General features: G+C 43.8%; 26 protein-coding genes and 1 tRNA gene. 2 read left to right on the top strand and 25 right to left on the bottom strand.

The features are described from left to right. Position 1 precedes the first annotated feature (1 nt). The 14 genes from BS614_RS02845 to rpsF all read right to left on the bottom strand — a co-directional run bounded on the left by BS614_RS02845 (position 2) and on the right by rpsF (position 14,149). On the bottom strand, positions 2-304 hold the full coding sequence (locus tag BS614_RS02845) for a MazG-like family protein (RefSeq protein ID WP_017691445.1): 303 nt from the start codon (positions 302-304) through the stop codon (positions 2-4). Positions 305-570: 266 nt separating this feature from the next. Continuing rightward, positions 571-996 carry a CBS domain-containing protein gene (locus BS614_RS02850; protein ID WP_017691444.1) on the bottom strand — a complete coding sequence of 142 codons (426 nt, stop codon included), beginning with the start codon at positions 994-996 and terminating at the stop codon, positions 571-573. Between the two features lie 184 nt (positions 997-1,180). After that, positions 1,181-2,215, bottom strand: a complete 1,035-nt coding sequence (locus BS614_RS02855; RefSeq protein ID WP_074092889.1) for an LCP family protein — start codon at positions 2,213-2,215, stop codon at positions 1,181-1,183. A gap of 477 nt (positions 2,216-2,692) precedes the next feature. Further along, a complete protein-coding gene (locus BS614_RS02860; protein ID WP_074092890.1) occupies positions 2,693-4,279 on the bottom strand; it encodes an MFS transporter in 1,587 nt (528 codons plus the stop codon). A gap of 338 nt (positions 4,280-4,617) precedes the next feature. Beyond that, positions 4,618-5,508 (bottom strand): D-alanyl-D-alanine carboxypeptidase family protein, encoded by an 891-nt coding sequence (locus BS614_RS02865; RefSeq protein ID WP_074092891.1) that lies wholly within the window; start codon positions 5,506-5,508, stop codon positions 4,618-4,620. A gap of 252 nt (positions 5,509-5,760) precedes the next feature. Beyond that, positions 5,761-7,587, bottom strand: a complete 1,827-nt coding sequence (locus tag BS614_RS02870) for an oligopeptide ABC transporter substrate-binding protein (protein WP_074092892.1) — start codon at positions 7,585-7,587, stop codon at positions 5,761-5,763. A 19-nt stretch (positions 7,588-7,606) separates the two neighbouring features. After that, the gene (locus tag BS614_RS02875; protein ID WP_062836533.1) at positions 7,607-8,512 is read right to left on the bottom strand and encodes an ABC transporter permease; all 906 of its coding nucleotides are present in this window, start codon (positions 8,510-8,512) and stop codon (positions 7,607-7,609) included. A 27-nt stretch (positions 8,513-8,539) separates the two neighbouring features. Next, positions 8,540-9,502: an oligopeptide ABC transporter permease gene (gene opp4B, locus BS614_RS02880; protein WP_074092893.1), complete on the bottom strand. Its 963-nt coding sequence runs from the start codon at positions 9,500-9,502 to the stop codon at positions 8,540-8,542. A 7-nt stretch (positions 9,503-9,509) separates the two neighbouring features. Further along, positions 9,510-10,442 carry an ABC transporter ATP-binding protein gene (locus tag BS614_RS02885; protein WP_074092894.1) on the bottom strand — a complete coding sequence of 311 codons (933 nt, stop codon included), beginning with the start codon at positions 10,440-10,442 and terminating at the stop codon, positions 9,510-9,512. A gap of 14 nt (positions 10,443-10,456) precedes the next feature. Beyond that, positions 10,457-11,446: an ABC transporter ATP-binding protein gene (locus BS614_RS02890; RefSeq protein WP_074096664.1), complete on the bottom strand. Its 990-nt coding sequence runs from the start codon at positions 11,444-11,446 to the stop codon at positions 10,457-10,459. A 727-nt stretch (positions 11,447-12,173) separates the two neighbouring features. Beyond that, on the bottom strand, positions 12,174-12,767 hold the full coding sequence (locus BS614_RS02895) for a M15 family metallopeptidase (protein ID WP_074092895.1): 594 nt from the start codon (positions 12,765-12,767) through the stop codon (positions 12,174-12,176). A 225-nt stretch (positions 12,768-12,992) separates the two neighbouring features. Further along, positions 12,993-13,265 carry a 30S ribosomal protein S18 gene (gene rpsR, locus BS614_RS02900; protein WP_017691433.1) on the bottom strand — a complete coding sequence of 91 codons (273 nt, stop codon included), beginning with the start codon at positions 13,263-13,265 and terminating at the stop codon, positions 12,993-12,995. A gap of 56 nt (positions 13,266-13,321) precedes the next feature. Beyond that, the gene (ssb, locus tag BS614_RS02905) at positions 13,322-13,807 is read right to left on the bottom strand and encodes a single-stranded DNA-binding protein (protein WP_017691432.1); all 486 of its coding nucleotides are present in this window, start codon (positions 13,805-13,807) and stop codon (positions 13,322-13,324) included. Positions 13,808-13,855: 48 nt separating this feature from the next. Beyond that, positions 13,856-14,149, bottom strand: coding sequence for a 30S ribosomal protein S6 (gene rpsF / locus BS614_RS02910; RefSeq protein WP_036611944.1), 294 nt, complete (start codon positions 14,147-14,149; stop codon positions 13,856-13,858). A 202-nt stretch (positions 14,150-14,351) separates the two neighbouring features. Between rpsF and BS614_RS02915 the strand changes: the two genes are divergently transcribed. Next, complete coding sequence (locus BS614_RS02915; protein ID WP_036671877.1) at positions 14,352-14,546, top strand: YjzC family protein; 195 nt, start codon at positions 14,352-14,354, stop codon at positions 14,544-14,546. A gap of 440 nt (positions 14,547-14,986) precedes the next feature. On the opposite strand, the gene BS614_RS02920 is transcribed toward BS614_RS02915, so the two are convergent. The 4 genes from BS614_RS02920 to BS614_RS02935 form a co-directional block, all read right to left on the bottom strand. Beyond that, positions 14,987-15,077 (bottom strand) — tRNA-Ser (locus tag BS614_RS02920). A 103-nt stretch (positions 15,078-15,180) separates the two neighbouring features. Beyond that, on the bottom strand, positions 15,181-15,390 hold the full coding sequence (locus BS614_RS02925; protein ID WP_036611950.1) for a DUF951 domain-containing protein: 210 nt from the start codon (positions 15,388-15,390) through the stop codon (positions 15,181-15,183). Further along, a complete protein-coding gene (locus BS614_RS02930) occupies positions 15,380-16,321 on the bottom strand; it encodes a mechanosensitive ion channel family protein (protein ID WP_157116008.1) in 942 nt (313 codons plus the stop codon). Before BS614_RS02930 ends, BS614_RS02925 begins: the two co-directional genes overlap by 11 nt. A gap of 14 nt (positions 16,322-16,335) precedes the next feature. Further along, the gene (locus BS614_RS02935; protein WP_210436962.1) at positions 16,336-16,599 is read right to left on the bottom strand and encodes a putative Se/S carrier protein; all 264 of its coding nucleotides are present in this window, start codon (positions 16,597-16,599) and stop codon (positions 16,336-16,338) included. A gap of 117 nt (positions 16,600-16,716) precedes the next feature. Between BS614_RS02935 and yyaC the strand changes: the two genes are divergently transcribed. Continuing rightward, entirely contained in the window at positions 16,717-17,322 is a 606-nt protein-coding gene (gene yyaC, locus BS614_RS02940) for a spore protease YyaC (RefSeq protein WP_036611957.1), read from the top strand. On the opposite strand, the gene BS614_RS02945 is transcribed toward yyaC, so the two are convergent. From BS614_RS02945 to mnmG, 7 genes are all read right to left on the bottom strand, one after another. After that, the gene (locus tag BS614_RS02945; protein WP_036611960.1) at positions 17,297-17,797 is read right to left on the bottom strand and encodes a DUF4446 family protein; all 501 of its coding nucleotides are present in this window, start codon (positions 17,795-17,797) and stop codon (positions 17,297-17,299) included. The genes yyaC and BS614_RS02945 overlap by 26 nt on opposite strands. A 140-nt stretch (positions 17,798-17,937) precedes the next feature. Further along, the gene (locus tag BS614_RS02950) at positions 17,938-19,092 is read right to left on the bottom strand and encodes an aminotransferase class V-fold PLP-dependent enzyme (protein ID WP_074092896.1); all 1,155 of its coding nucleotides are present in this window, start codon (positions 19,090-19,092) and stop codon (positions 17,938-17,940) included. A gap of 161 nt (positions 19,093-19,253) precedes the next feature. Beyond that, entirely contained in the window at positions 19,254-20,099 is an 846-nt protein-coding gene (locus BS614_RS02955) for a ParB/RepB/Spo0J family partition protein (protein WP_074092897.1), read from the bottom strand. Further along, complete coding sequence (locus BS614_RS02960) at positions 20,092-20,853, bottom strand: ParA family protein (RefSeq protein ID WP_036611966.1); 762 nt, start codon at positions 20,851-20,853, stop codon at positions 20,092-20,094. The genes BS614_RS02955 and BS614_RS02960 overlap by 8 nt, the downstream gene beginning before the upstream one ends. Positions 20,854-21,042: 189 nt before the next feature. Beyond that, positions 21,043-21,861: a nucleoid occlusion protein gene (gene noc / locus BS614_RS02965; protein ID WP_036611968.1), complete on the bottom strand. Its 819-nt coding sequence runs from the start codon at positions 21,859-21,861 to the stop codon at positions 21,043-21,045. 515 nt (positions 21,862-22,376) lie between these two features. Next, positions 22,377-23,099, bottom strand: a complete 723-nt coding sequence (rsmG, locus tag BS614_RS02970; protein ID WP_074092898.1) for a 16S rRNA (guanine(527)-N(7))-methyltransferase RsmG — start codon at positions 23,097-23,099, stop codon at positions 22,377-22,379. Then, a complete protein-coding gene (gene mnmG, locus BS614_RS02975) occupies positions 23,099-24,988 on the bottom strand; it encodes a tRNA uridine-5-carboxymethylaminomethyl(34) synthesis enzyme MnmG (RefSeq protein ID WP_074092899.1) in 1,890 nt (629 codons plus the stop codon). Before mnmG ends, rsmG begins: the two co-directional genes overlap by 1 nt. Between the last annotated feature and the right edge of the window lie 73 nt (positions 24,989-25,061).

Raw genomic sequence — 25,061 nt, forward strand, 5'->3', positions numbered from 1 at the left:
TTCACCTCTTACGCATATGATCTTCTAGCGCGGAAATATCCTGGTACCAGTCTTCAAGCTGGTGACCTTCCTGTTTATGCTTTTTCAACTTCTCAACTAGCAGTGCATCCAGATCCTTGAAAGGAATACCGAGCCTGCGGCCCAATATGTAACTACTCATAATCAAACTGGCAAGACTGTCCCCGATTCGAGTTGTACTGCCTTCCCATAACGCCTTGAATAATCGGGATACCTGATCAAGTACTTCGGTTTTCAGCCATTCAATCACTTTAGCGCGTTTGGCTACATCCAGTTCTTTAGGCATATTGGCGAAAGTCACTCTCCCCCGAAAAAGCTTTATTCTCGATTATAGCATAAAAAGAGGGCCCGCAAAATTACCCCAAAAAACGGAGAAGTTCTCCGAAACTGATGTTAGGTACTTATGCGGAGTCCTCCGTACATCCTATCGACCTATATATTTGTTAAAAAACTTCAAATGCGCCCCTGGTTCAGGACTTCTTAAGTTTAACATGATACCGGACGGCTGTGATTATCCCTCATGACACAATAATGTTTAAATTCGTAACAGCCTTACTTAGCCTTGATCGATTCTTTGGCTACAATGCCCTCGCAGTACTCAATTATCTGACTCCGTCTGACAATACCAATGAACCGATCCATATCATCGACTACAGGAACAAAGTTCTGAACTTTAGCCAGATTAATCAGGTCCTCCATGTTGGCGTTAATGGATACAGGTTTAATATCCAAGCGAAGGGGAACATCCTTGAGCAAGAATTTTGAAGCGTTTTCAAATGAAATCTTTCCCTCGGCATTCTTCATATACCACAGTAAGTCGCCTTCGGTCACCGTACCAATATATTTGCCCTCTTTATTCAAAATGGGTACCGCCGTAAAACGATGATATTCCATCCGTTCCAACGTTTGCCGCAGCGTAGAATCCGACGTCACGCACGTAACCTCTTGTTTGGGTAGCAAAAAAAATGCGATGTTCATACCCTTGTGTATCCTCCTTGTGAATTTCTTCGTTCAACTTATCTCGCTCAACTTATATTATACGGATTAGAACGCAGGATGTTCCAAAAGGATAATAGTTCTCAATACAAAGAAAAAAAACAGCAGCCCGCGAATAAACGTACTGCTGATTGTGGTCTACAACACATCATTGGTATGGAATTGGTTATTCAATCTTTTGCCGGTCAGGGATCATTACTTCACCGGCTGGGGTCGATTGATCCATCCAGTTGTTAATCAGCTCTTTGGCATATTGGACATCTTTCTCGTCAGCCTGACCATAATAGATACCGTCTTTTTTCATCCCCTCACCCAGGATGGTGAAGCTTGAAATCTGTGGTTTCTCCTGAGTAAGCACTTGTTTAGCCAGATCAATAATGAAAGAAGCTCGCATATCCGTCTGGAAGCTGTCTCCCATGATCTGAATCAATTCCGGAATTTTGGCGATTTGATTCAAATTCAGCATCTCATTCGCCATCGCGTTCAGGAAAATCTGCTGCCGCTTGGTACGATTAAAATCGCTATCCTCACGGTATCTTACATAATACAGTGCTTCCTGCCCGTCATAGATCGGCTTACCACCTTCAATCGTGAATTGCACGTGATCCGGATTCTTGTTCACAATGTCCTCATCAATTGGCAGTTTTACACCACCAAGCGCATCAACCACTTTTTTGATTCCATCGAAGTTGATCGTTGCATAATAACCCACATCAGCATCAAGAAATTTCTCCACGGTATTGATGGACATATTCTCCCCACCAAAAGCATAGGCATGCGCCAGCTTATCATAATCATCTTCTCCGTCCTTGTTGGCATCCCGTCCTACAATCTGCACATACGTATCACGTGGAATGGATACCAACAGCACACGGGATTCCTTGGGACGAACTACAGCATAGATGACGGTATCGGAACGTCCACGCGTTTTCTCATAGGCTCGTTTATCCGAACCGAGCAGTAATACGGAGAATGGTTCCTTACGGTATACCGTTGGATCAGGCGTGTTGTTGCCTTCTTGCGGTACATAAGAACGGGATAACTGATCTTCTACCGAACCGGCGAGAAACAGATCAAATGCCGCTACAGCCAGTTGCTGACGGAACAAATAACCTCCGAATAACAAAACAACAAGTGAAACGAGCGTTATATATAGGCCTTTTCTTCTTTTCTTCTTCTTATCTTTAGTTCTGCTTTTCATCCATCGATTCCTTCTTCACTATCGAAATGATACTGCCTCTTCTATATAAGTTTCATCTAATATTTACACTAATAACGGAGAGGTCAGAAAAAACCTGAAGAAGCGTAGCTAAAAGCTTTCTGAAAGAAAGCTGCATCGAAAGAATACGCTTCGCCTTTATCAACGGATTTTTACCTTTTGAATAAGGTAGTTTAAAAAAAATCTGGGGATAACAGCGATCGGAAGGTTATTCTGAACTCGCAGTGATGAAGTGTAACGATTCGTTCAACTTATATAATACCAATTAAACGTCTGGGATGCCTTGTGACTCGGTGTTCTCTGAAGTTTTCTCTCTCTGGAATCAAGACACCGCTTACGCTCGTTCTATTGTAATCATTGCGAGAGCAAGAAAAGTTACAATCCGGTTAAATTGAAAAGAACAGTGTACCTTTTTAGCTACAAAAGGTACACTGTTCTCTTATTTCTAACGTTATCGAATCAGTTTGTGGATATACTTTCCACATGTTGGCTCTTCTCTTTTTGACGCAGACGTCCCGTTATAAGAGCAGCTACCAGCGTAAGCACACTGAATACCACCGCAGACCAGAAAAGGCCATTATAACCCTGTCCTGTGGTTTGATGCACTGCCTGGAGCAACACATCACGGATACCTTCATCAGGAATCTGGGACAGGCCCTCTGTCAGACTGGAGACATCACTCCCTGATGCTCCACCCGAGGCATATTGCTCCAGCATTTCAGGCGGCACCTGAATGCCTTTGTCAGCGAATCCTGCCTGAATGTTGGACCCCAGATTAATGAAAGAACGTGCCAGGAATCCAGCGAAAATGGTAGGTGCAATAGCCATCGCCATCTGGCGGAATAACGAGCTGGTCGCTACCGCGATGCCTTTGTTGTTCTCCCCCGCCTGTTCCGTGACAAGTACGTTAACTGGCGCACCAAGCATCATGCCGAAACCGATACCTACGAGTGTACTCGCGATGACAAATTGCCAGATATGCTCCACCCATAGCGGGAACAGCAGGAATCCAATGGCAGATAGCAGGCCCGCAACCGATAACGTCCAGATTGGCCCCTTGCGGTCAACGAGGTATCCACCTCCACCTGCCCCGATGCCGGATGCCAGCGCGAGTGGAGTAAACCAGTACCCGGAAGCTGTATTGGATACGCCGAGATATTGTTCAACAAATCCGGGAATAAAGATCACCGAGGCCAGAATGGCTCCGGAGAAAAAGGCAATCAACAGCGTCCAGCGAAAGGACGCAATGCCCAGAAGCTGTGTCGATACAACAGGTTCACGTTCAGAGCCTTCCAGCCTTTTTTCCATGAAGTAAAAGAGTACCAGAATGATCACACCTGCCAAGAAAAAGCCGTAGAACATCGGTGATCCCAGGCTTTGAAGCATGTTCACACCGTCCAGATTGCTGAAGCTATACATTAAACTGAGTACACCCAACGTCAGGACAGCAATACCGCTCCAGTCCACTGCTGCACGATTCAGTTCCTGCTCTTCCTGAATAAATCGAATACCTGCAATGAACAGCAGTATGGCGATAGGCACGTTGATCAGGAATAACCAATGCCAGTTGCCCGTAAGGTCCAGTATAAAAGCACCGACATTGGGTCCCAATATAGCGGCAACACCATTCATCCCTCCCAGCAGACCCAGGGCTGTACCTTGTCGCTCCGCCGGGAACTTGCTTAATACGTATGAGCTGGCAATGATAAAAATCCCACCACCGCCCAAAGCTTGAATGACACGAGCAATTAGAAAAAAGGTAAACGATGTGCTCAGCGCGACAAGCAGGGACCCGATCCCAAACAACGCCACTTCAATCAAAAATAGTTTCTTGCGACCATAACGGTCCGACAGTTTGCCCGCAATAGGTACACTCACCGCAAGCCCAAGTGTGTAAAGCGTAATTGTCCATGCTCCCCATGTTGGCGACACACCAAATGATGCATTTAAGGTGGTCAGTGAAGAGGTGATGATCCCGTTGTCCAGCGCAGCCATAAATACCCCTATGGCGAACAGGATTAGCGGCCATTTCATTTTTTTTGGCATCACATGTTACCTCCCGATCAGATCGTAAATTCAGTATCGTACAGTTGGTTTGGTACATATATATTAAACCTAGTTGAATAATAATGACTCACTGGTCATTTTAAAACAAAAGAAAACCATATGTCAATTTAATAATATGGTTATATGGATCAATTTACCTCCGATTCGATAAAATAGAGCTGCCATAGGTTCGGGCGAACCTGTGAGACAGCCCTCATATCTTATCTAACGTACTAACGCTTGCGTAATGCATCAATGATCTGGTCTGACTCGGTTTGTTTGACACGTGGATCAATGGCGCCCTGAAGGTCTCTTTGATAATGCCTATGTACGCCCTTTCATTTTGAGCCCGAAAACCCATAGTTGAACAACTTCCGAGTCTCCACAAAACGCCCTTCACGAGTATCTGTTCCAAATACAACTGATATCAGTCTTTTGCCATCACGTTCAGCTGTCCCCACAAAATGATATCCGGAATCTTCATCATACCCGGTCTTTAATCCGTCATTCCCATCGTAAGCATACGGCCCACCAATAGAGGACAACATCCAGTTCGTATTACTCATGTACATCCCTTTTTGGTGCATTGATACTTGCATTTGACTGGAGATTCTTAAAATCTCGGGATGGTTATTCAGCAGATATCGCGCAAGCTTGCATGCATCTATAGCCGTCATTAAGGTCTGCCCTTGTATATCCATTGGACGGTTAGGACCAAGCAGCTTTTCACTGAGGCCCGTTGAATTCGTGAATTGTGTATCCTCAGACAGCCCAATCTGAGTTGCTTTTTGATTCATCTGTTGCACAAACTTCTGCTCTGTACCACTGATATGTTCAGCCAGAGCAACCGCTGCATCATTGGCTGAATAGACAGCTACGATCTCAAACAACTCCTGAACGGTGAATTGCTCTCCCTGTTTCAGGGTCAGTTGGCTGCCCCCCACGGAGCTGGCATACAGACTCACATTAACAAGATCATTCCAGCCTATATCACCATTGATCACGGCCTCCATTACTAACAGTTCTGTCATCAACTTACTGACGCCTGCCGGAGCAATCTCTTCGGAGCCGTTAAAATCCATTAAGATCTGTTCAGAGTTCATATCCATTAATACCGCAGATTCAGCTTTAATTCCCGGTTTGCCTACCAGCATGTCCGGTTTCACACCCAAATATATAATAAGCAAGAGAGCTAGCAGCATACCTGCCCGTTTCCACCATTTTTTCATAAGATGATCACCTCTTACCTATATAGACGAAGTAAAGAGGCATTTTGTCTGCACTTTTTTGAAAAAAAGTTAAATTTTTTTTATTTTTTGGTTACAAAAAAAACATGAACCCCATACACCCATGCCAGAGTGTACAGAATCCATGTTTTTAAAGACACTTTTATTCAAATTCCCAGGAGAATTCTTCATTATAATCTAGCAACCGACTTCTTAAAGGACCCCAATCCTTACAGCTGCTAATTCAAGAATGTGTTACTCAGCTACAACTGCTTTGTCGGCATTAACTTGCAGGTCGCTCAGGTAAACGCCTGTTCCATCACCAATCGCATAGTTCATTACACGTTTGTTAACTGGTGCTACAACTGCACGATACAGTGTAGGGAATACAGGAACTTCATCTACCATGTATTGCTGCCATTGATTGTAGATCTCTTTACGCTTATCTACATCGAATGCTTCAGCAGAGATACCTTGTGCCAGCAATTTGTCATTCTCTTCGCTGGAGAATCTGGAGAAGTTGTAGAGTGCATCACGGCCGTACAGACCAGATGGATCTACGTCAATACCAACGCCCCATGCTGCTTGATACACATCAATTTTTGGATCATCTTTACCCGTGTTACCTACACGGTCATAGAAGCTGTTGAACTCAACCATTTCCAGGTTTACTTTCAAACCAATAGCTGCCCATGATTGAACATAATAACGAGCCAATGGTTCAGCTGTGTCGCCACCAGTCATGGATACAAAGTTGATTTCGAGTGGTGTTCCATCCGGATTCGTACGGAATTCACCATCCAGTTTGTAACCAGCTTCGTCGAGCAATGCTTTCGCTGCTTCTGGATCATATGCTACACCCGGATTGCTGGAATCATGGAATTCTGGGTGAGACGGTGGAATCAAGGTTGTTGCATTCCAACGTAGGCCATTATAGAAACGTTTACCTACTTGATCGTTATCTACAGCCATCCACATTGCTTTACGCAAGTTTTTATCGCCCATTTTTGCTTCGGCATTGCTTACAACTTTTCCGTTCTCTTCATCCCACGTACCCAGTTTGAAACCGATGTACGTATAAGCACGATCGATTGCTCCCAGGAATTCTACGTTGGACAGGTTAGCATTATCTTTGTATTGATCTGTCGGGAATGCATCCACGAGATCTACCCCGCCAGATTTCAGTTCTTGAACAACCGTTGTCGGGTTGATAACTTTCAGAGTCACTTTGTCCAGTTTTGGAGCTCCACGCCAGTAGTCTTCGTTCTTAACATAAGTTACAGACTCACCCGGAGTGATGACATCCACTTTAAATGGACCAAAACCAATTGGTTTTTCACGTACTTCTTTGGAAGAAGACATTTTTGCTACATCCATATCGCCGAAGATATGTTTAGCCAGTGGATACGTCCATACGCCACCTGTCAGCAGGGACGGAGTAGATTCTTTATACGTAATGCTGATTTGTTTGTCGCCCAGCACTTTAATACCAGAGATTGTTTTTGCTTTTCCAGCATGATACTCGTCCATACCTACTACACTAGTGAAGTTGGAGTCGTAACGAGGACCATCATAGCCTTTGCTACCGATTACTTCATAAGCAAATTGCAGATCTTCAGCCGTTACCGGCTTGCCATCATGCCAGTTTACGTTGTCACGAATAGTCAGTGTGAACGTTTTGCCATCTTCAGAAGTTTCATATGTTGCTGCACCATCGTTGGTATATACATAGTCTTTATCCCAAGTCAGCAAGCCTTCGTCGAACCATTGAAGAACCTGTACATCCGGGTTACCGGAATAGAAATTGTAGTTCAGTGTACCTTCAAAAGCAGTATCCGATACAAGTCCGAATGTAATTGATCCACCCTCGATCGCAGTACCTTCATTCGTTTTGACATTGTTGAAGTCTTCAATGGAGTAAACGCCCTCTTCATTAGCAGGTTTTTCCTCCGTTTTTCCCTCTTCTGTGTTGGAAGCTGGAGCTGGAGTAGCTGCTTCTTTCTCAGAGCACGCTGCGAGCACCAATACAAAGACCAACATCATCGTGAAAAATAGTCCCCGTGAAAATAATCCCTTTTTCATGAACCTTTCCTCCCTTTTTTTAACCTCTTCTTTGTCTTGCATCAGTCGCACGCTTTAGGGCTTGACCGACATTATTTATACTCAACATCAATACCAGAATCAGTACCGATGCGGGTAGCCATATCCACCATCTGGATTCCAGGGTTTGCGGATTACGTGCATAACTTACGAGTGTTCCAAGACTAGGCGTACTTTCGGGAAAACCAAATCCCAGGAAAGATAACCCTGATTCGAGGCCAATGTTGGCAGCGAGATTCAATGTCATCGTTACGATAATAATAGAGCTTAGATTCGGAAGAACCTGTGAGAAAATGATCTTGAGATGGGATGATCCCAATGTTTTTGAAGCTTTTACATATTCAAGTTCTCTCTCCTGCAGTGCCTTAGACCGAATTAATCTAGCAATTCCCATCCATAGGAAGGCAGTCATGATTAGCGAGAACGAAACTATATTATATTTGGGTACTGCTGTAACAAACGCGATAACAATCATCATGAACGGAAGAATCATGAAGAAATCCACGATACGCATGAATACATTGTCAATCAGTCCTCCGAAATAACCAGACAGTATACCGATTACGATCCCCAAGAAACCTGTCATTACCGTAACTAGAATGGCAATCGATAACGAGTTCCGAGTTCCGATGATTAGTTGTCCAAATACATCACGACCTCCGTAATCTGTTCCTAACCAGTATTGGGCAGAAGGCGGCTCATACAAAGCGAATAGATCCACTTTAACAATTTCATCTTGATCCAGGATCAGAGCAGTTCCATAGACTATTAATAAAACCAGTCCCAAAAATATGAGCGAGATTAGTGCCACCTTATCCCGGACAAGCTCTCTCCATAAGATACTCAAGCTGGAGGGGCTCTTATCAATCTTCTGTGAAGTTACAACGACATCATTGGCCTTGCTCATCTTATTCACCCCGAAATCTTCAAGTTCTTACTTGATCCGTATACGCGGATCTACTAATCCCAGAATAATGTCAGATAACAGCGAACCCAGGATTGTAGCTATACCAAATAGCAGGACAAGTGCGGTTACAACACTGAAATCACGAAGAGAGATTGAGTTAAGGAACAGCTGCCCCATGCCTGGGTAACTGAATATACTCTCAATGAAAATAGTACCTCCGATAAGTCCTGTAATCTCATAACCGAAGAATGCGGCAATCGGCAGTAGAGAGTTCCTTAAAATATGCCTGTTGTAAACTCGTGACTCCGAAGCGCCCTTGGCTCGCGCAGTAAGAACGAATTCTTTATGCTTGATATCGATAATTTCGCTACGCAAGTATTGAACGGTTGATACCGTAGTAATCAGTGCCATGGATAATGCCGGTAATAACAGATGATAGAATTTGCTTGTAATGTAACTGAATGTTCCTGGTGTAAGTCCAGGTGCCACGCTTCCCCCCGTTGGGAATAACCCAAAGTGGAAACCAAAAATCCATAACATAACCAGCGCAAAAATGAACAACGGTGCTGCGAACCCCAGATAGGTGTAACCCGTAATTAATCGGTCAGACCAAGTATCATTATAACGACCACTGATAATACCAAGTGGGATCGCGATTAAATATGTGAAGACAAGTGTTGCAAAAGCCAGCCAAAATGTATTTGCAATCCTTTGACCAATCAGATCAGATACTGGCATCTTGAATCGGAAAGATTGTCCGAAGTCGCCCTGCGCGGCATTTCTGATCCAGTCCCAATACTGTACATACCATGGATTATTAAGTCCAAGTCGTTCCCTCTGTTCATCCAAAGCTTTAGGATCAATACTTGGATCGAGCAATCCGGTTAGTGCATCTCCTGGCATGGCTTTGGCCATCAAAAATACCAAAAGACTTAGTAAAAAGATTTGAGGGATCATAATCATGATTCTTCGTACTATTATTTTCCACATATGGCCTTCAACCTTTCTGAGGTAGAGCTACTCGGTGAGTATCGGAAATGGATTTGAGCGAGTATGCAAGCCCTTCCTCATCAAAGAAATTTCGGTATGAATGTTCATACTCGGATTTGACCTGTTGACGGAAGGCTACCATTTCCTCTCGTTTGGTTGGGTCCATATCCGGAATGGCTGCAATGAGACGTTTGGTATAGATGTGTTGTGGATTCTCAAAAATATCATTTGTTGTGCCCTGTTCCACATATCGACCTTTATACATAATTCCAATCTGATCACACATATGACGGATGATGCCGAGATCGTGACTGATGAACAGATAGGTCAGATTTAGTTCTTTTTGAATCTCCTGCATGAAGTTGAGTACCTGGGCCTGTACCGATACATCAAGTGCAGATACAGGTTCATCCGCGATAATTAGCTTCGGCTTCAGTGCAATAGCCCGTGCAATGCCAATCCGTTGACGCTGTCCGCCGGAGAATTCATGCGGATATTTGTAGATTGATTCCGGACTCAGGCCAACCTTTTCAAGTAATTCTCTTACTTGTCTTTTCTCCTCGGTAGCTGTAAGACGCTCATAGTTACGAAACGGCTCAGCGATAATATCGATAACCCGCTTCTTTGGATTCAATGATGAATAAGGGTCTTGAAAAATCATTTGTACATCCCGCTGGAGCTGCCTGTTCTTACGTCGCTCCGTAGCCAGATTTTTGCCGTTAAACAGAATCTTTCCGTCAGTGACATGGTTTAGCCCAATAATGGCTCTGCCTGTTGTTGTCTTTCCTGAACCTGATTCGCCAACCAGACCATAGGTCTGTCCTTGTTCAATGGAGAAGCTAACATCATCAACAGCCTTTACACTGCCAATTTCCCGTTTAAGCAATCCACCGCGAATCGGAAAGTGTATCTTAAGCCCTTCTACTTCGAGTAATGCCATTATGTTATTCCTCCTCAGCTTTGGTCAGGGAAATGAAAGTGCTGGTAACAGGTACACCTTACAAAGTGACCTGGTGCAATTTCATGCATCTGCGGGTTCTCTTCATGAGCCGATTCACTAATCCATGGAATTCGGGCTTTGAATCTGCACCCTTTGCGAGGAAGATTTTTGAGTGATGGTACGATGCCTTGGATGACATGTAATTTGGATCTTTCTTCAGACAGTGTGGGAATAGAGTTCAACAGTGAGCGGGTATATGGATGCTTCGCATCGTTCATCAATGTGAAGATATCTGCGACTTCAACAATTTCGCCTGCATACATAACTGCAACGCGATCAGCCATCTCAGCTACGACACCCAGATCATGTGTAATCAGAATAATGCCTGCGTTAATTTCATTCTTCAGATCACGGATCAGCTCCAGAATCTGTAGTTGAATCGTAACGTCAAGCGCCGTCGTTGGTTCATCGGCTATGAGTAATTCCGGTTTGTTGGCAATCGCAATGGCAATAACAATTCTCTGTCTCATACCACCAGATAGTTCGTGGGGATACTGCTTGTATATTTGTTCGGGACGTGGAATCCCTACTTGATTCAATAAGTGAATGACCTTTTCTCTCTTCTCTCTGGAAGACAGCTTGGACTGATGAAGTGTGAGAATCTCTTCAATCTGTTCACCAATAATCATTAGAGGATTTAGTGCGGACAATGGGTCCTGAAAAATCATGCCCATTTCTTTGCCGCGTAGCTTGTTTAACTTGCTTGGGGAGATGTTGGCAATATCTTGTCCTTTATAGAGGATCTGGCCTTCGATCTTTGCTTTGTTATGCAAACCCATAAGAGAGAATGCAAAAGCACTTTTACCTGACCCGGATTCACCTACAATCGCCAACACTTCATTTTTCTTCACCGTAAGGTTAACGTGATCCACTGCTGCATAATAGTCATCTTCAATTCTGAATGATGTTGTTAGATTTCTGACTTCCAATAGCTCTGTATTCAAATCAATCACCCTAACCCCATAATTTCCGTAGATTGTATTCGTGTGTAGAGAAATGCATCCACTGTATATTTCCAAGTTCTTGAAGATAACGAACAATAGCTTATACAAAATACCAAATTGTTAGGAGAAACAAGTTTAAGAGACTTATATTTAGACCATTGGTCAATTAATGTTGATAATTCCTAGCGGAATTATATATCAAAATAATTAATGTAATCATACGTGTAATTTTAGCTAACGTCAATGCTTATTTTGAGATTTTTGGTATAAATGTTTTTTATACTACAGATTTGGATATTAGTAATACTATAAAGGCATATAGCAGGAATTTTGAGAGGTGTTATCTTGTTTTTGGCTGTGAGGTGAAAATAGGCAAATGGTCAAAATAACATATACATAACATAATAGTTACATCTAGTGTATGTGTATGCTTTGATTTAAGTAGACATTCTTAATTTTGCGTGAGGTAAATGTTACATATATGAGTGATGATTATATCTCAATCTATAGCTGAATTTTATTGAACCGGAGCCGTTATGCTTACAATTGAAATAATATGTGCGATCAGAGTAAAAAATCTAGTTAATCTAGTATAGTTTTATTTATTTGCTAATGTAAAGACCAAATTGTCATCTTTTATCATTTATTTTACAAAAGAAAGAAAAAAGCCCTGCAAAATGCAGAGCTTATCTAATAATTATTCATTTAAATGTATATATAACACCTTTTACTGAGAGTCAGGAGGTCTTTTACCACGTTTTAACTCATTAATACTCAAATCAAAATCCATCTGCAAGTGAGGATAGTCCGGAAAGTTTGCCCAATCTCCACCCCAAGTGAAACCTAACTCTTTAGCGAGATCCACAACTTCCATCCAGTCTGCCTTGCCATTGCCGTTATCATCCCGTTCCATATCCCACACCACATCACCCTCAGGCGTCCTCAATGCAAAATCAATTGCTAATCCGTAGTTATGATATGACTCACCACCACGCGCATTAGTAACGATATTGCCTGCGCTTGAGCGTCCTTGGTTAAATAGTGCATCTTGTTCCTCGGAACTTCGGTAGCCGTGGGTGATGATAATCTCTATTCCACGTCTGGCTGCCTTACGTACCAATAATTTCTCATTCTCTGCTACCACAGGATGTAGGCCGGTAATTGGCAGAGCTTCTTGGATTGTTGTCCCGGGCCACATGTTATCTATATCACCTTTTTGCTGTAACCATACATATATAATGGAAAGTAAAAGAGTAGCTATAATCCAGGCTTTCAGACTGCTCTTTTTTCTCTGTTTGCCTTTACGTTTTGATGTATTCATATCCACTCCTGGTGTTTATTCTGAAATAAACAGCTATTCCTGCTGCCTGAACCTTTTCAGTAGATTAGACTCTATTATAATTCATTTGAGCCATGAATGCTTCTATCACCACAGTATTGAATTCTTCCATTTGTTAGAGTGGATCTGTTATTTCTATTACTTCATTTATATACAAAAAAGCAGCCGGCTATAAGCCGACTGCTTCGTATGCAAGCTGAGTAAAAACTACTCAGTTGTGTATGGCAATAATGCGATTTGACGGGAGCGTTTGATTGCAATCGTCAGCATGCGTTGATATTTAGCGCTAGTACCTGTTACACGGCGTGGCAAAATTTTTCCACGTTCGCTGATAAATTTACGAAGCAAGTCCGTATCTTTATAATCGATGTGAGTAATTTTGTTAGCTGTGAAGAAGCACACTTTACGACGTTTATTACGGCCGCCACGACGTGCCGGTCTTTTATCGTTGTCTCCGCCTTCTCTTTGCTTGAAGCCCATGCTTTTCAGTCCTTTCCTATCATGTAACCCATATCTCCTAAGAGTATCAGTTCATGTTAAAATGGCAAATCATCATCCGATATATCAATCGGTTTTCCGTCATCGGAAAAAGGATCCTGATTGTTGCTACGCGAATTATTGTTATTGTTCGCGCGTCCGCCGCCTCCATAAGAAGGCTCTTCACGCATTGGTTGCCCACCGCCGCCACCGCTATTATCACGGTTAGCTGACTCCAAGAAACGGACATTATCGGCAATGACTTCGGTCACGTATACACGTTTTCCTTCGTTATTCTCGTAGTTCCGTACTTGAATGCGTCCTTCGACTGCAGCCAGGCGTCCTTTGCGCAAGTAGTTCGCACAGGTCTCGGCAAGCTGTCTCCAGGTTACGACCGGAATGAAATCGGCTTCCTTTTCTCCCCCTTGGCTTGTAAACGGTCTGTCCACTGCCAAAGTAAATTGCGTAACTGCCACTCCTGCTGGAGTGTAACGCAACTCAGGATCCCGGGTTAACCGTCCGATCAGAATGACACGGTTCAACAATGTAATCCCCTCCTTCAGAGCGTATTGGTGCGTTAATCACGAGTAGTCTTAAGCAGACTTAACGTCGTTGGTAATGAGATAACGAATTACTTCGTCAGAAATCTTCATGAGACGCTCAAGTTCAGTTACAACTGCTGGTTCAGCAGTGAAATGTACCAGAACATAAAAACCATCACGGAATTTCTTGATCTCATACGCAAGACGGCGTTTACCCATAACGTCGTGAGCTGTAACTTCACCACCGCCGTTGGAGATGATGCCTTGGAATTTATCGACTGTAGCTTGAACAACTTCTTGCTCAATGTCAGGACGAATAATGTACATCACTTCATATTTGCGCATAATTTTCACCTCCTTATGGACTCTGGCCCTCAATCTAGGTTGAGAGCAAGGAACGAGCACAAACTCGAACTATATTAATATAACAAATACCGAGTCAAAGTGCAAGCAAACGTTCCCTGTACATATTGGCACATGATCAGCCCGGCTATGGAGCACACTACAGAAGCAACAAAGTAACATAATCTGCAGAGGAGGTTTTATCATGGGTGAAAAAACCGAGTTTGAACCAGGAGACAAAGCCCCAAACGATGGAGAGTATACGGAAGTTGGGGAAAAAAGCTTTGTCACGGAAATTCAGAACCCTAAGCGGGTAACGCTGCAAAAAGGTGAAGCTTTTCCCGAAACAAGCAATCATAATCGCAAGTGGAAGAAGCTGACCAAAGCCCGCGTCCATTAATCGCAATACTTTTTTTACGATCCATGTATATAAAACGGAATAAAGCACATAATACAATCAGGCGGTGCACGAGAGAGGTGTGGTTCCGTTGGACAACGAAGCCGATCATTCGCTGTTGGAGATTCATCACGTAATTTAAGAAGCAAGTGGTTATGTGTAGTAAGGCCCTTCGTCTGAAGCACGCGTATTGCTACGTGCAGTACACCAAGTGTCTGATTGTTACGACCGATTGTTTCCTAACAAACAAATGCACCGCCGGATAAAGAGCCCTTCGGGGCTCTTTGTTTTTCGTTCGAGTCATTAATGATGCATCTGATATGGATACATGTTCAATACATATTCAATAAAACGTTATACAAAAAAAAGACTTTCCTAATGGAAAGTCTTCTTATCGATCTTTTTATTAAACTCAATGTGTATTGAGTAAGTTACAATTGAAGTGGCGGAAAGGGTGGGATTCGAACCCACGCACGCTGTGACACGCCTAACTGATTTCGAGTCAGCCCCCTTGGGCCTCTTGGGTACCTTTCCGCAGCAATATTGATTATAGCATGATCATTTACAGAACGCAATACTCCTACGGAGCCTGCATGTAAACGTTATTATGCATACTGCATACCGAATTATTGCAAGCTCAGGATTCAGTGGAATCTTCGGCTGAACGCAGTACCTTCTTCATGTTTTTCTCGAATTTCGCTCTTGGAATCAACACGCTGTGTTTACATCCGACACACTTAATCCGAATATCCATACCCATACGAATGATCTCCATCTCATTGCTGCCACAGGGATGCTGCTTCTTCATCTGCACGATATCCCCAAGCTGGAAACTTTTACGCTCCACCTGTGCCATCCCCCTCATCTTTCTCCAAAGCTACTGCCTGTTCCAATACGGCTTGATTGCTCATCTCATGATACTCCAGCGTTTTTTTCACATCGCCCTGAATCTGACGTTCCACCGAAGCACGAGAGTTAGGCATACATTCAGCCACAATTCGCACCACATACTCAGATGTAGACATTGACTGTATACCGAGCACATCCGGCACCTTCACAATATTTAGGTCACGCTCTTCAATCCCGACCAAAGACTTTTTCACCAGATGTACAGACTCATCGAGACTCAAGTCCGCCTTCATCGGAATATCCACTACAGCCAGCGAATTCGACATGGAGTAGTTCGTTACACTTGCAATCGCCCCGTTTGGGATAATGTGCACTTCACCTTGCCAGCTGACCAGTTTCGTTGTTCTAAGTCCGATCACTTCAACCGTTCCCTTGTAGGTTCCCGTCTGAATAACATCCCCCACAGCGAATTGATCCTCCAATATAATGAAGAAACCCGTAATAACATCCTTGACCAAACCCTGTGCACCGAAACCAATGGCAAGCCCGAGCACACCGGCACTCGCCAGTAGCGGCCCAACTTGGATATTGATCTCAGATAACAGTAGCAGAATCATAATAAAATTACATGTTATGGAGGTCGCATTTTTCAACAGTTCCCCTACAGTTACGAATCTGCGCGGATTCACGCGAATCTTGCCTTCCTGCTTGCGTTCCATGGAACGATCTATAATTCGATATACGACCTTTATGACAATACGGGTGATGATAAAAATAATGATGATCCGGATTGAGCTGAACATAATATTAAGCCACATTTCTGGATCTGCAATTTTGTTCCATACTTTATCCGTCCATCGAAGGGCTTCACCGACGGCCGCTACCGCACCGCCGCCATCATCCCCTTGAGCAAACTGAAATGACAACATTCATCATTCCTCCTCTACATCGGTATGTTATCATAGCTGTCTTCTGTTTTGAAATAGAGGCCTCGAATCTCTACGAACTCGTTAAGAATGATCTTTTGCACTCGCTCCAGATCCTCCTTTGGAAACTGGATACATAACGCACACCCTGCTGTAATTTCTTTTGGTGTAGGGAACAAATCAATCTCTATCTCGGCAAACTCCAGCAGCATTTCAGCACGCAGTGCCTGCTGGGTTGAATCAAATGCAATCAGCATCCAATCGTTAATCCATTCGTCCATGTCCGGCTCCTTTCGCCATACGTCCAACCCTAGAGAAAAAGCTTGTCCTCGTGAAGTATAAAACGCTCTACCTTTCCATATACTGTTACTACTATTCCAAGGGAAAGGATAGATCCTATGAATCCTACTTCGCGTTCCTTTTCATCACAAGACATGACCAGTTTGAAAATCCCCCATACCGATCCAGGTATTCACTCGGCCATTACCCATCGTTTAATGTTCCATCTCTATAAAGCCCATTCTCTGCAAAATGTAGTGATTGTCTGCATCGGCACAGATCGCTCAACAGGCGACTGCCTTGGTCCTCTGGTCGGATCAGCCCTTTCCAAGTGGGACAGCCCTTTATTCCATCTATATGGTACCTTGGATGAACCAGTCCATGCGATGAACCTGCAAGATACACTCCATAATATACAGAAAACACACCATAACCCTTATGTGATTGGCATTGACGCCTGTCTTGGACAATCATCCAGTGTGGGATGCATTCAAGTTGTGAATGGTCCACTCAAGCCGGGTGCGGGGGTAAATAAAGAATTACCGCCGGTCGGCGATATCCATCTGACAGGTATCGTTAACGTCGGCGGCTTTATGGAATACTTTGTTCTACAGAACACACGGCTCAGTCTTGTTATGCGCATGTCCGAGATTATATCCAGCAGTCTGTACTCGGCCATCCGGGAATGGCATACACGTTCTACTCTGCTTGCTGTGCCAGAGTAATAGCTTCCTTTTCCTCTGGGGACAGAGTATACGTGGACTCTCCCCCTTTAAGAGGTTTGGCATATACGTAAGAACCGTCACGGTTATATATCCCCGTAAGGATCATGCCATCCTGGCTATCGTTAATCATGGCCATTGAGAAGCTCAGATCACTGCCACGCTCTCCATATGCATTGTACCTTTTCACGCCAACTTTACCTTGAATGCGGGTCAGCTTTTGCATGACAACTTGCAGCTGATTCGTTTGCAGTTTGTGTTCATCCTCAATGCTGTCCATCTGAATTTTCAGATTAACCAGCAACGATTCCAGGTCCTCTACTCCACTGCCAGCCATCATGGCTTCATATTTACGTTTAAACTTTCGTAACTTTGCCCCTTGAACAATACTCACAATCAGCAAGATCACCGTAAGTAATGCCATTCCGCCAATAATCCATAACAGCTGTTCCAGAATCAGCTCGTTTAATTCAGCCATGTAATTGCAACTACCCCTCTATATTTTTGATCAGATTAACGTCTGTCCTGTAATATTATCATTCATTATAAATCAACCCGATATCCATAAGCTTAATCAAGCAACCCTATATCAAATGAGTTCATCATTTCAACTCTAATCTAGTCTGCCCCAGTCAATTCCAACACTGCCTTAACGAGTGCTTCCACATGTTCTCTAGTTGAATTGTACCCCACACTGGCCCTTACTGCTCCGGTAGCGGTTGTACCAGCAGATTCGTGTGCAAGCGGTGTGCAATGAAAACCGGAGCGAACCGCAATCCCATAATTCCGATCTAAACGGAAGGCCAGTTGTGCTGAATCATACCCATCTACAGTAAAAGATACTAATCCAGTGCGTGGCTGTCCAATCTCTGGACCAAGCATTCGTATACCCTTAACGGATGACAGCCCATCCATTATATGTTGGGTCAGTTCCCACTCATGTTGGTAGATGAACGCGGGTGTCATCTCAAGTACATGTTTCACACCCGCATTCAGCCCTGCGATCCCGACTGTATTCGGCGTCCCCGCTTCATACCGATCAGGACGCACCTTTGGCTGCTCCAGAGCTTCTGACTGACTTCCTGTTCCTCCATGAAGTAAAGGCTCTATATCGAGCTCTGGAGCAATGTACAAGCCCCCTGTACCCTGAGGACCAAGCAGTCCTTTATGCCCTGGAAAAGCCAACATATCCATGCCCAATTGTTGTACATTCACAGGTATAACCCCAGCACTCTGAGCTGCATCTACCAATAAGATCGCCTGATGTTTACGACATAGGAGCGAAATTTCTCCAATAGGAAGAATACTGCCAAGCAGATTCGAACTATGTGTACATACCACCAATCTGGTATTGGAACGAAACATACGTTCCATTTGCATCAGATCAATGGCTCCCGAAGCATTAACAGGTACATAATCAATCTCCACATTTCGGAGTCTGCGCATATACTCTAGTGGTCGTCTGACTGAGTTATGTTCAGCCATGGTGGCAATCACATGGTCGCCCTCTCTGAGCGAGCCTTGAATAGCTAGATTTAGCGCTTCTGTCGTATTTGATCCGAATGCAATATCATTCGCATTTTTGATTCCAAAGATATTGGATATGGATTTTCTCGCCTCGAACAATACACGACTTGCCTGAACAGCCATACGGTGACTTCCTCTGCCAGGATTAGCTCCGGCAATCTCCAATGCACTCAACATCGCATCACCGACAGCAGGTGGTTTGGGCCAAGATGTTGCTGCATGATCTAGATAGATAACTCCCTCCACCTCACAACCACCTCTGTCCCATAAATTAATAATTCGCCTGCACATACTGCACATATAACCCTATAAACAAAGAATGACATATCGTTTCTCCATGGTACAGAGGCGATATGTCATGACATGAGTAAGCCCCGCATGTTGTTAATGAATCATAGACCCGACTGTTATTGTAACAATTCCAATAGCCGTTCCAGATCCTGTTGGCTGTAGTAGTTGAGCTCAATTTTACCTTTATCTTTATTGTGCTTAATTTTCACTGTGGTTTTGAAACGTTCACGAAGAGATTCTTCCAATGTATCAATGAATGGATCTTTCTTTTTCAACTTCGATTTGGCTTTAGACTCACCTGTTTTGGAGCGATCCAGTTGTTGAACAGCTTCCTCCAACTCACGTACACTCCATTGCTGATCAATGGTCTGTTTCGCAAGTTGCTTCACCATAACCTCGTCCTTCACACCCACGATCGCACGTGCATGTCCCATAGATAATGTTCCACGTGAAACATGGTCTTTTACTTCTTCGGGTAATGATAACAGACGCAAGAAGTTAGCAATGTGAGAACGTGATTTACCTACTTTTACAGACAACTCTTCCTGAGTCAACGCGAATTGATCCATTAACCCCTGATAAGCAACTGCAACTTCCATGGCGTTCAGATTCTCCCGTTGCAGGTTCTCGATCAATGCAATCTCCATTACCTGCTGATCACTGAAGTTGCGGACTACAGCCGGTACCGTGGCATTACCACAATATTGCGAAGCTCTGAACCGTCGTTCTCCGGCGATAATCTCATAACCTCGTAATACAGGACGAACAATAATGGGTTGTATGACACCATGCTGACGAATGGACTCAGCCAGTTCATGTATTGCGCCCTCATCAAATACTTTACGTGGTTGATAGGGGTTAGCCCGCAGTTGACTAATCGGGATTTCTACGACTTTATCATCGTCATTAATTGAAAGCGAAGGAATGAGGGCATCAAGACCTTTTCCAAGCCGCTTACTCATAAGAAATCACTTCCTTTGCGAGCTCTAAATACACTTCCGCCCCTCTTGAACGAGGGTCATACGTAATAATGGATTGACCATGAGATGGTGCTTCACTAAGCCGTACGTTACGCGGAATAATCGTTTGATATACTTTTTGTTGAAAATACTTTTTCACTTCTTCAATAACCTGAATCCCCAGATTGGTCCGCGCATCAAACATCGTCAGCAATACCCCTTCAATCTGCAGGGATGTATTCAGATGTTTCTGTACCAGACGAACTGTATTGAGCAACTGACTTAATCCTTCAAGTGCATAATACTCACACTGAATCGGAATAATCACCGAATCGGAAGCAGTCAACGAATTGATCGTTAACATACCAAGAGATGGTGGACAATCGATCAGTATGTAATCATAGTTTTTTTTCACCATGGCGAGTGATTTTTTCAGGCGAACTTCCCGTGATATCGTGGACACCAATTCGATCTCGGCTCCGGCAAGCTGAATCGTTGCAGGTATGATATGAAGGCCTTCAATCTGAGTCTCCAAAATTGCTTCTTGAGGAGGAACCTCATTAATAATGACATCATATATACAATTAGCCACATCTGCTTTATTGATTCCGACTCCGCTGGTTGTATTCCCCTGAGGGTCAATATCGACAAGCAATACTCTTTTCCCGAGTGAAGCTAGTCCTGCACCCAAGTTAACAGATGTCGTCGTTTTCCCCACACCGCCCTTTTGATTTGCTACGGCCATAATCTTAGACAATTACTTCACCTCAAATAAAATAGGAGTCTTTTCTGTAGGTTGTGAGATATTGTTAACAAAAAGCAGGCGGCTATCGTCCACACAAACAACAACTACCGTTCCATCAATATACCGACCGTTCTTTAAACATGTCAGACCTAACTTGCTTTATAGACATAAAAAGCGGCCTTTTGCCGCCATAAGCTTCAATTATTTGCGTTTTGGAATATGGATAACGATCTCATAATGATCCTCATGGTCTGCTTCTTTGGTTTTGATGTCCAGACCAGAGCCAGTTACCATATCAATGGATTGGCGAATTGTATTAAGTGCGAGCCTTACATCCTTGGTAAAGGAAACACGTCTAGATTTTTTAATCTTGGAAGATTCCTTGTAGAAGGCAACACGTGCCTCTGTCTGTTTCACATTCAATTCTTTTTCGATAATCTCACCGAGCAACTTCATCTGCAGTTCTTCCGTATCCAGAGAAAGTAATGCTCTTGCATGCCGTTCAGAAATTTTGCGTTCCATCAATGCGGCCTTAATGCCGTCCGGAAGCTGTAACAAACGAATTTTGTTCGCGATGGTTGACTGGCTTTTGCCGAGTCGTTGTGCCAGACTTTCCTGTGTCAATTGATGCAAGTCGATCAGCTTCTGATAAGCGACAGCTTCCTCAATTGAGGTCAATCCTTCACGCTGCAAGTTCTCAATCAGTGCAATGGATGCGGCCTGAGAGTCGTTGAATTCACGCACAATAGCCGGAATCGTATCCAAACCCAATTTTCGGACTGCACGCCAGCGACGTTCCCCGGCAATAATCTCATATGATCCATTTCGCACGCGAACGACAATAGGCTGAATTACACCATGTGTTTTGATCGTCTGCAACAACTCATCAATTTTATCATCATCAAAAATAGTACGGGGTTGATATGGGCTGCTCACAATTTCATTAACCGGAATCTGTTTGATCTCATCTCCGTTATTGCGCTCCGCCAAACCAAACAACTTCGAAAATTGTTCTTTCATTCCGCAGATTACCACCTAGTTTCGTAATAGCTCCCACAGTCTTTGCAGGTGCTTCTTATTCAATAAGCGACCTTTCACATGCATCGTTCTTGGAATAAGTTTTGCCTTTCATAACGCTTTCTGTCATGCAACATCGAACGCATATCCATCTATCTATACATATAATCTATGATCGCTGTGACCCAGGATCGGATACTTCTATTCTATCATCTTTTCTATCATAATCCTATGCTTACCTATTCTTTAAACTCTGCTAATTTTCCTGCTTTTTCTTTGTGAATATTGGAAATATGACGACTTGCACACATTCAATTAATGAAATTGTTCATGAGCTACTGTGCGTGAAATTCATCATTACAGGTTCTTTAAGAGATATGTAATACGGAGTGTCCGCGATGTTGATCGAGTCCTCCATTTCAGAAAACAAAAAAAAGAGAATGTTTCACGTGAAACATCCTCTTTATCTATGTCTAAAATTCTATTTTGTTTTGACTCACTTCAAAACCATCACACAGCTATATCAGCGGAGTCTTCATTGGAGTGCCTGGTTTGCGCGGATACTTATATGGTGTCTTATCAAATTTCTGAATCAGAATGATATGACGCTCTGATTCTTCAACCGGCAGCTGGAAAGGATGAACGGCCTTAACCCTTCCTTTCAGCTGATTGAAGCTGAACTCCGCTTCCTTCATTTCTTCACGCGGGTCTCCGCCCTTCATGGCAGCGAATATTCCACTTTTACGAACAAAAGGAAGACAGAATTCATTCAGCACAGCCAGCTTGGCTACTGCACGCGCCGTAACGAGATCGTAGCTGTCACGATACCCTTCTTTGCGTGCAATCTCTTCAGCACGTCCATGGACCAACTCCACGTCTGTCAGGCCAAGGATATCTACCACATGCTGTAGGAAGCCAATCCGTTTATTTAATGAATCAATGATCGTCAGCTTAATGTGCGGGAAACAGATTTTCAGTGGCAATCCAGGAAAACCCGCTCCAGATCCAATGTCAGCAAGCTTATTCACTTTGGTCATGTCTGTATAAAAGGCCAGCGATACCGAATCATAGAAATGCTTGGTATACACTTGCTCCCGATCCGTTATGCCCGTCAGATTCATCTTTTCATTCCAGGATACCAGTTCCTGATAATACAGTTCGAATTGCTCCAACTGGAGTTCGCCCAGCTCTAATCCATGTTTCTTTAACCGCCGCTGCAGTTGCTGTTGAATATCGTCCATTATTGTCCCCTTGCTGCGGTTACACGGTTATAATGCTCCAGGTAGACCAGCAGAATGGAGATGTCGGCAGGAGTAACTCCAGCAATACGAGAAGCCTGACCAATCGAGATTGGACGGATCGTAGCGAGCTTCTGTTTGGCTTCCATAGCAAGACCATGAATCTCATCATATACGATGGTGTCCGGAATTTTCTTTTTCTCCATCTTTTGCAAACGTTCCACGTGGATCAATTGTTTCTCAATATAACCCGCATATTTAATTTGTATTTCCACTTGTTCTTTCATATCTGCTGTCAGTTCTACCTCAGATGGTGAGAGCTGTTCAATCAGTTCATACCCCAGCTCCGGGCGGCGCAGCAAGGTAAGCAACGTACTGCCATCCTGAATAGGTGTAGATCCGTACTCTTCCAGCTTGGCATTTACTTCAACTGGGCGAGCTTTAGCCACTTTCAGACGTGCAACTTCCTGCTCGACTTTCGCCTTTTTATCCAGGAATTTCGCATAACGCTCTTCAGGGATCAGGCCAATGTCATGTCCGATTTCCGTCAAACGCATATCTGCATTATCATGGCGAAGCAACAGACGATACTCAGCGCGTGAAGTCAACAGACGATACGGTTCATTTGTACCCTTTGTCACCAGATCATCAATCAGCACGCCAATATAACCTTGGGAACGATCCAGTATTACCGGCTCTTTCCCCTGTACTTTGAGTGCAGCGTTGATTCCAGCCATAACACCTTGTCCTGCTGCTTCTTCATAACCGGAGGTACCATTAATCTGACCCGCCGTAAACAGACCTGGTAGACGTTTAGTTTCCAGTGAAGGCCACAATTGTGTAGGCACTATCGCATCGTATTCAATCGCATAACCATTACGCATCATTTCCACTTTTTCCATACCTGGAATTGAACGCAGCATAGCCAGTTGGACGTCTTCTGGCATACTCGTAGACAACCCCTGTACGTAATACTCGGATGTGTTCTTGCCTTCCGGCTCAAGGAATATCTGATGTTTCGGCTTGTCGCTGAAACGAACAATTTTATCTTCAATGGAAGGGCAATAACGTGGTCCGGTTCCTTCAATAAGACCCGAGAACATCGGAGCACGATGCAGATTATCATTAATAATCTGATGTGTATCCACAGATGTATACGTCAACCAGCAAGGCAACTGCTCATTATCGGAAGATTCTGTTTCATAGGAAAAGAACTTCGGCTTGTCATCGCCAGGCTGAATTTCGGTTTTGCTAAAATCAATCGTATCCTTATGCACACGTGGTGGTGTACCCGTTTTGAAACGAACCAGATCAAAGCCCAGTTCACGCAGATTCTCTGACAATTTAAGAGAGGGTTGTTGATTGTTCGGTCCACTCTCATACATCAACTCACCCATGATCACTTTACCGCGCAAGTATGTGCCTGTTGTCAGAACGACCGCTTTGGCCCGATACTCTGTTCCGGTCTGAGTCACAACGCCTACACATTTTCCGTCTTCAACGATCAGTGAATCAACCATACCCTGACGCATCGTCAGATTACGTTCATTCTCCATTGTTTCCTTCATTTTATGCTGGTAGGAGAATTTATCTGCCTGAGCACGAAGCGCGTGAACAGCAGGCCCTTTACCCGTGTTAAGCATCCGCATCTGAATAAAGGTTTTATCGATATTCCGTCCCATTTCTCCACCAAGTGCATCAATCTCACGGACAACATGTCCTTTAGCCGGTCCCCCAATAGATGGGTTACAAGGCATAAAAGCCACCATATCCAGATTGATCGTAATCATTAGTGTTTTGGACCCCATACGAGCTGCGGCCAGCGCGGATTCCACACCAGCATGCCCTGCACCAACGACGATTACATCATAACTGCCGCCATCAAAAGCCATTCCCGTTTACCTCCTTATTCCGCTGCATTTGGTGTAACTCACGCAGACGGATCATGTTCTACAATAATGAAAC

The organism is Paenibacillus xylanexedens (genome assembly GCF_001908275.1).
Classification (GTDB): domain Bacteria; phylum Bacillota; class Bacilli; order Paenibacillales; family Paenibacillaceae; genus Paenibacillus; species Paenibacillus xylanexedens_A.

Coding starts and splice junctions, on each gene's coding strand:
- BS614_RS02845 (WP_017691445.1), bottom strand. CDS start 304: ATGCCTAAAGAACTGGATGTAGCCAAACGCGCTAAAGTGATTGAATGG.
- BS614_RS02850 (WP_017691444.1), bottom strand. CDS start 996: ATGAACATCGCATTTTTTTTGCTACCCAAACAAGAGGTTACGTGCGTG.
- BS614_RS02855 (WP_074092889.1), bottom strand. CDS start 2,215: ATGAAAAGCAGAACTAAAGATAAGAAGAAGAAAAGAAGAAAAGGCCTA.
- BS614_RS02860 (WP_074092890.1), bottom strand. CDS start 4,279: ATGCCAAAAAAAATGAAATGGCCGCTAATCCTGTTCGCCATAGGGGTA.
- BS614_RS02865 (WP_074092891.1), bottom strand. CDS start 5,508: ATGAAAAAATGGTGGAAACGGGCAGGTATGCTGCTAGCTCTCTTGCTT.
- BS614_RS02870 (WP_074092892.1), bottom strand. CDS start 7,587: ATGAAAAAGGGATTATTTTCACGGGGACTATTTTTCACGATGATGTTG.
- BS614_RS02875 (WP_062836533.1), bottom strand. CDS start 8,512: ATGAGCAAGGCCAATGATGTCGTTGTAACTTCACAGAAGATTGATAAG.
- opp4B (WP_074092893.1), bottom strand. CDS start 9,502: ATGTGGAAAATAATAGTACGAAGAATCATGATTATGATCCCTCAAATC.
- BS614_RS02885 (WP_074092894.1), bottom strand. CDS start 10,442: ATGGCATTACTCGAAGTAGAAGGGCTTAAGATACACTTTCCGATTCGC.
- BS614_RS02895 (WP_074092895.1), bottom strand. CDS start 12,767: ATGAATACATCAAAACGTAAAGGCAAACAGAGAAAAAAGAGCAGTCTG.
- rpsR (WP_017691433.1), bottom strand. CDS start 13,265: ATGGGCTTCAAGCAAAGAGAAGGCGGAGACAACGATAAAAGACCGGCA.
- rpsF (WP_036611944.1), bottom strand. CDS start 14,149: ATGCGCAAATATGAAGTGATGTACATTATTCGTCCTGACATTGAGCAA.
- BS614_RS02915 (WP_036671877.1), top strand. CDS start 14,352: ATGGGTGAAAAAACCGAGTTTGAACCAGGAGACAAAGCCCCAAACGAT.
- BS614_RS02930 (WP_157116008.1), bottom strand. CDS start 16,321: ATGTTGTCATTTCAGTTTGCTCAAGGGGATGATGGCGGCGGTGCGGTA.
- BS614_RS02935 (WP_210436962.1), bottom strand. CDS start 16,599: ATGGACGAATGGATTAACGATTGGATGCTGATTGCATTTGATTCAACC.
- yyaC (WP_036611957.1), top strand. CDS start 16,717: ATGAATCCTACTTCGCGTTCCTTTTCATCACAAGACATGACCAGTTTG.
- BS614_RS02945 (WP_036611960.1), bottom strand. CDS start 17,797: ATGGCTGAATTAAACGAGCTGATTCTGGAACAGCTGTTATGGATTATT.
- BS614_RS02955 (WP_074092897.1), bottom strand. CDS start 20,099: ATGAGTAAGCGGCTTGGAAAAGGTCTTGATGCCCTCATTCCTTCGCTT.
- noc (WP_036611968.1), bottom strand. CDS start 21,861: ATGAAAGAACAATTTTCGAAGTTGTTTGGTTTGGCGGAGCGCAATAAC.
- rsmG (WP_074092898.1), bottom strand. CDS start 23,099: ATGGACGATATTCAACAGCAACTGCAGCGGCGGTTAAAGAAACATGGA.
- mnmG (WP_074092899.1), bottom strand. CDS start 24,988: ATGGCTTTTGATGGCGGCAGTTATGATGTAATCGTCGTTGGTGCAGGG.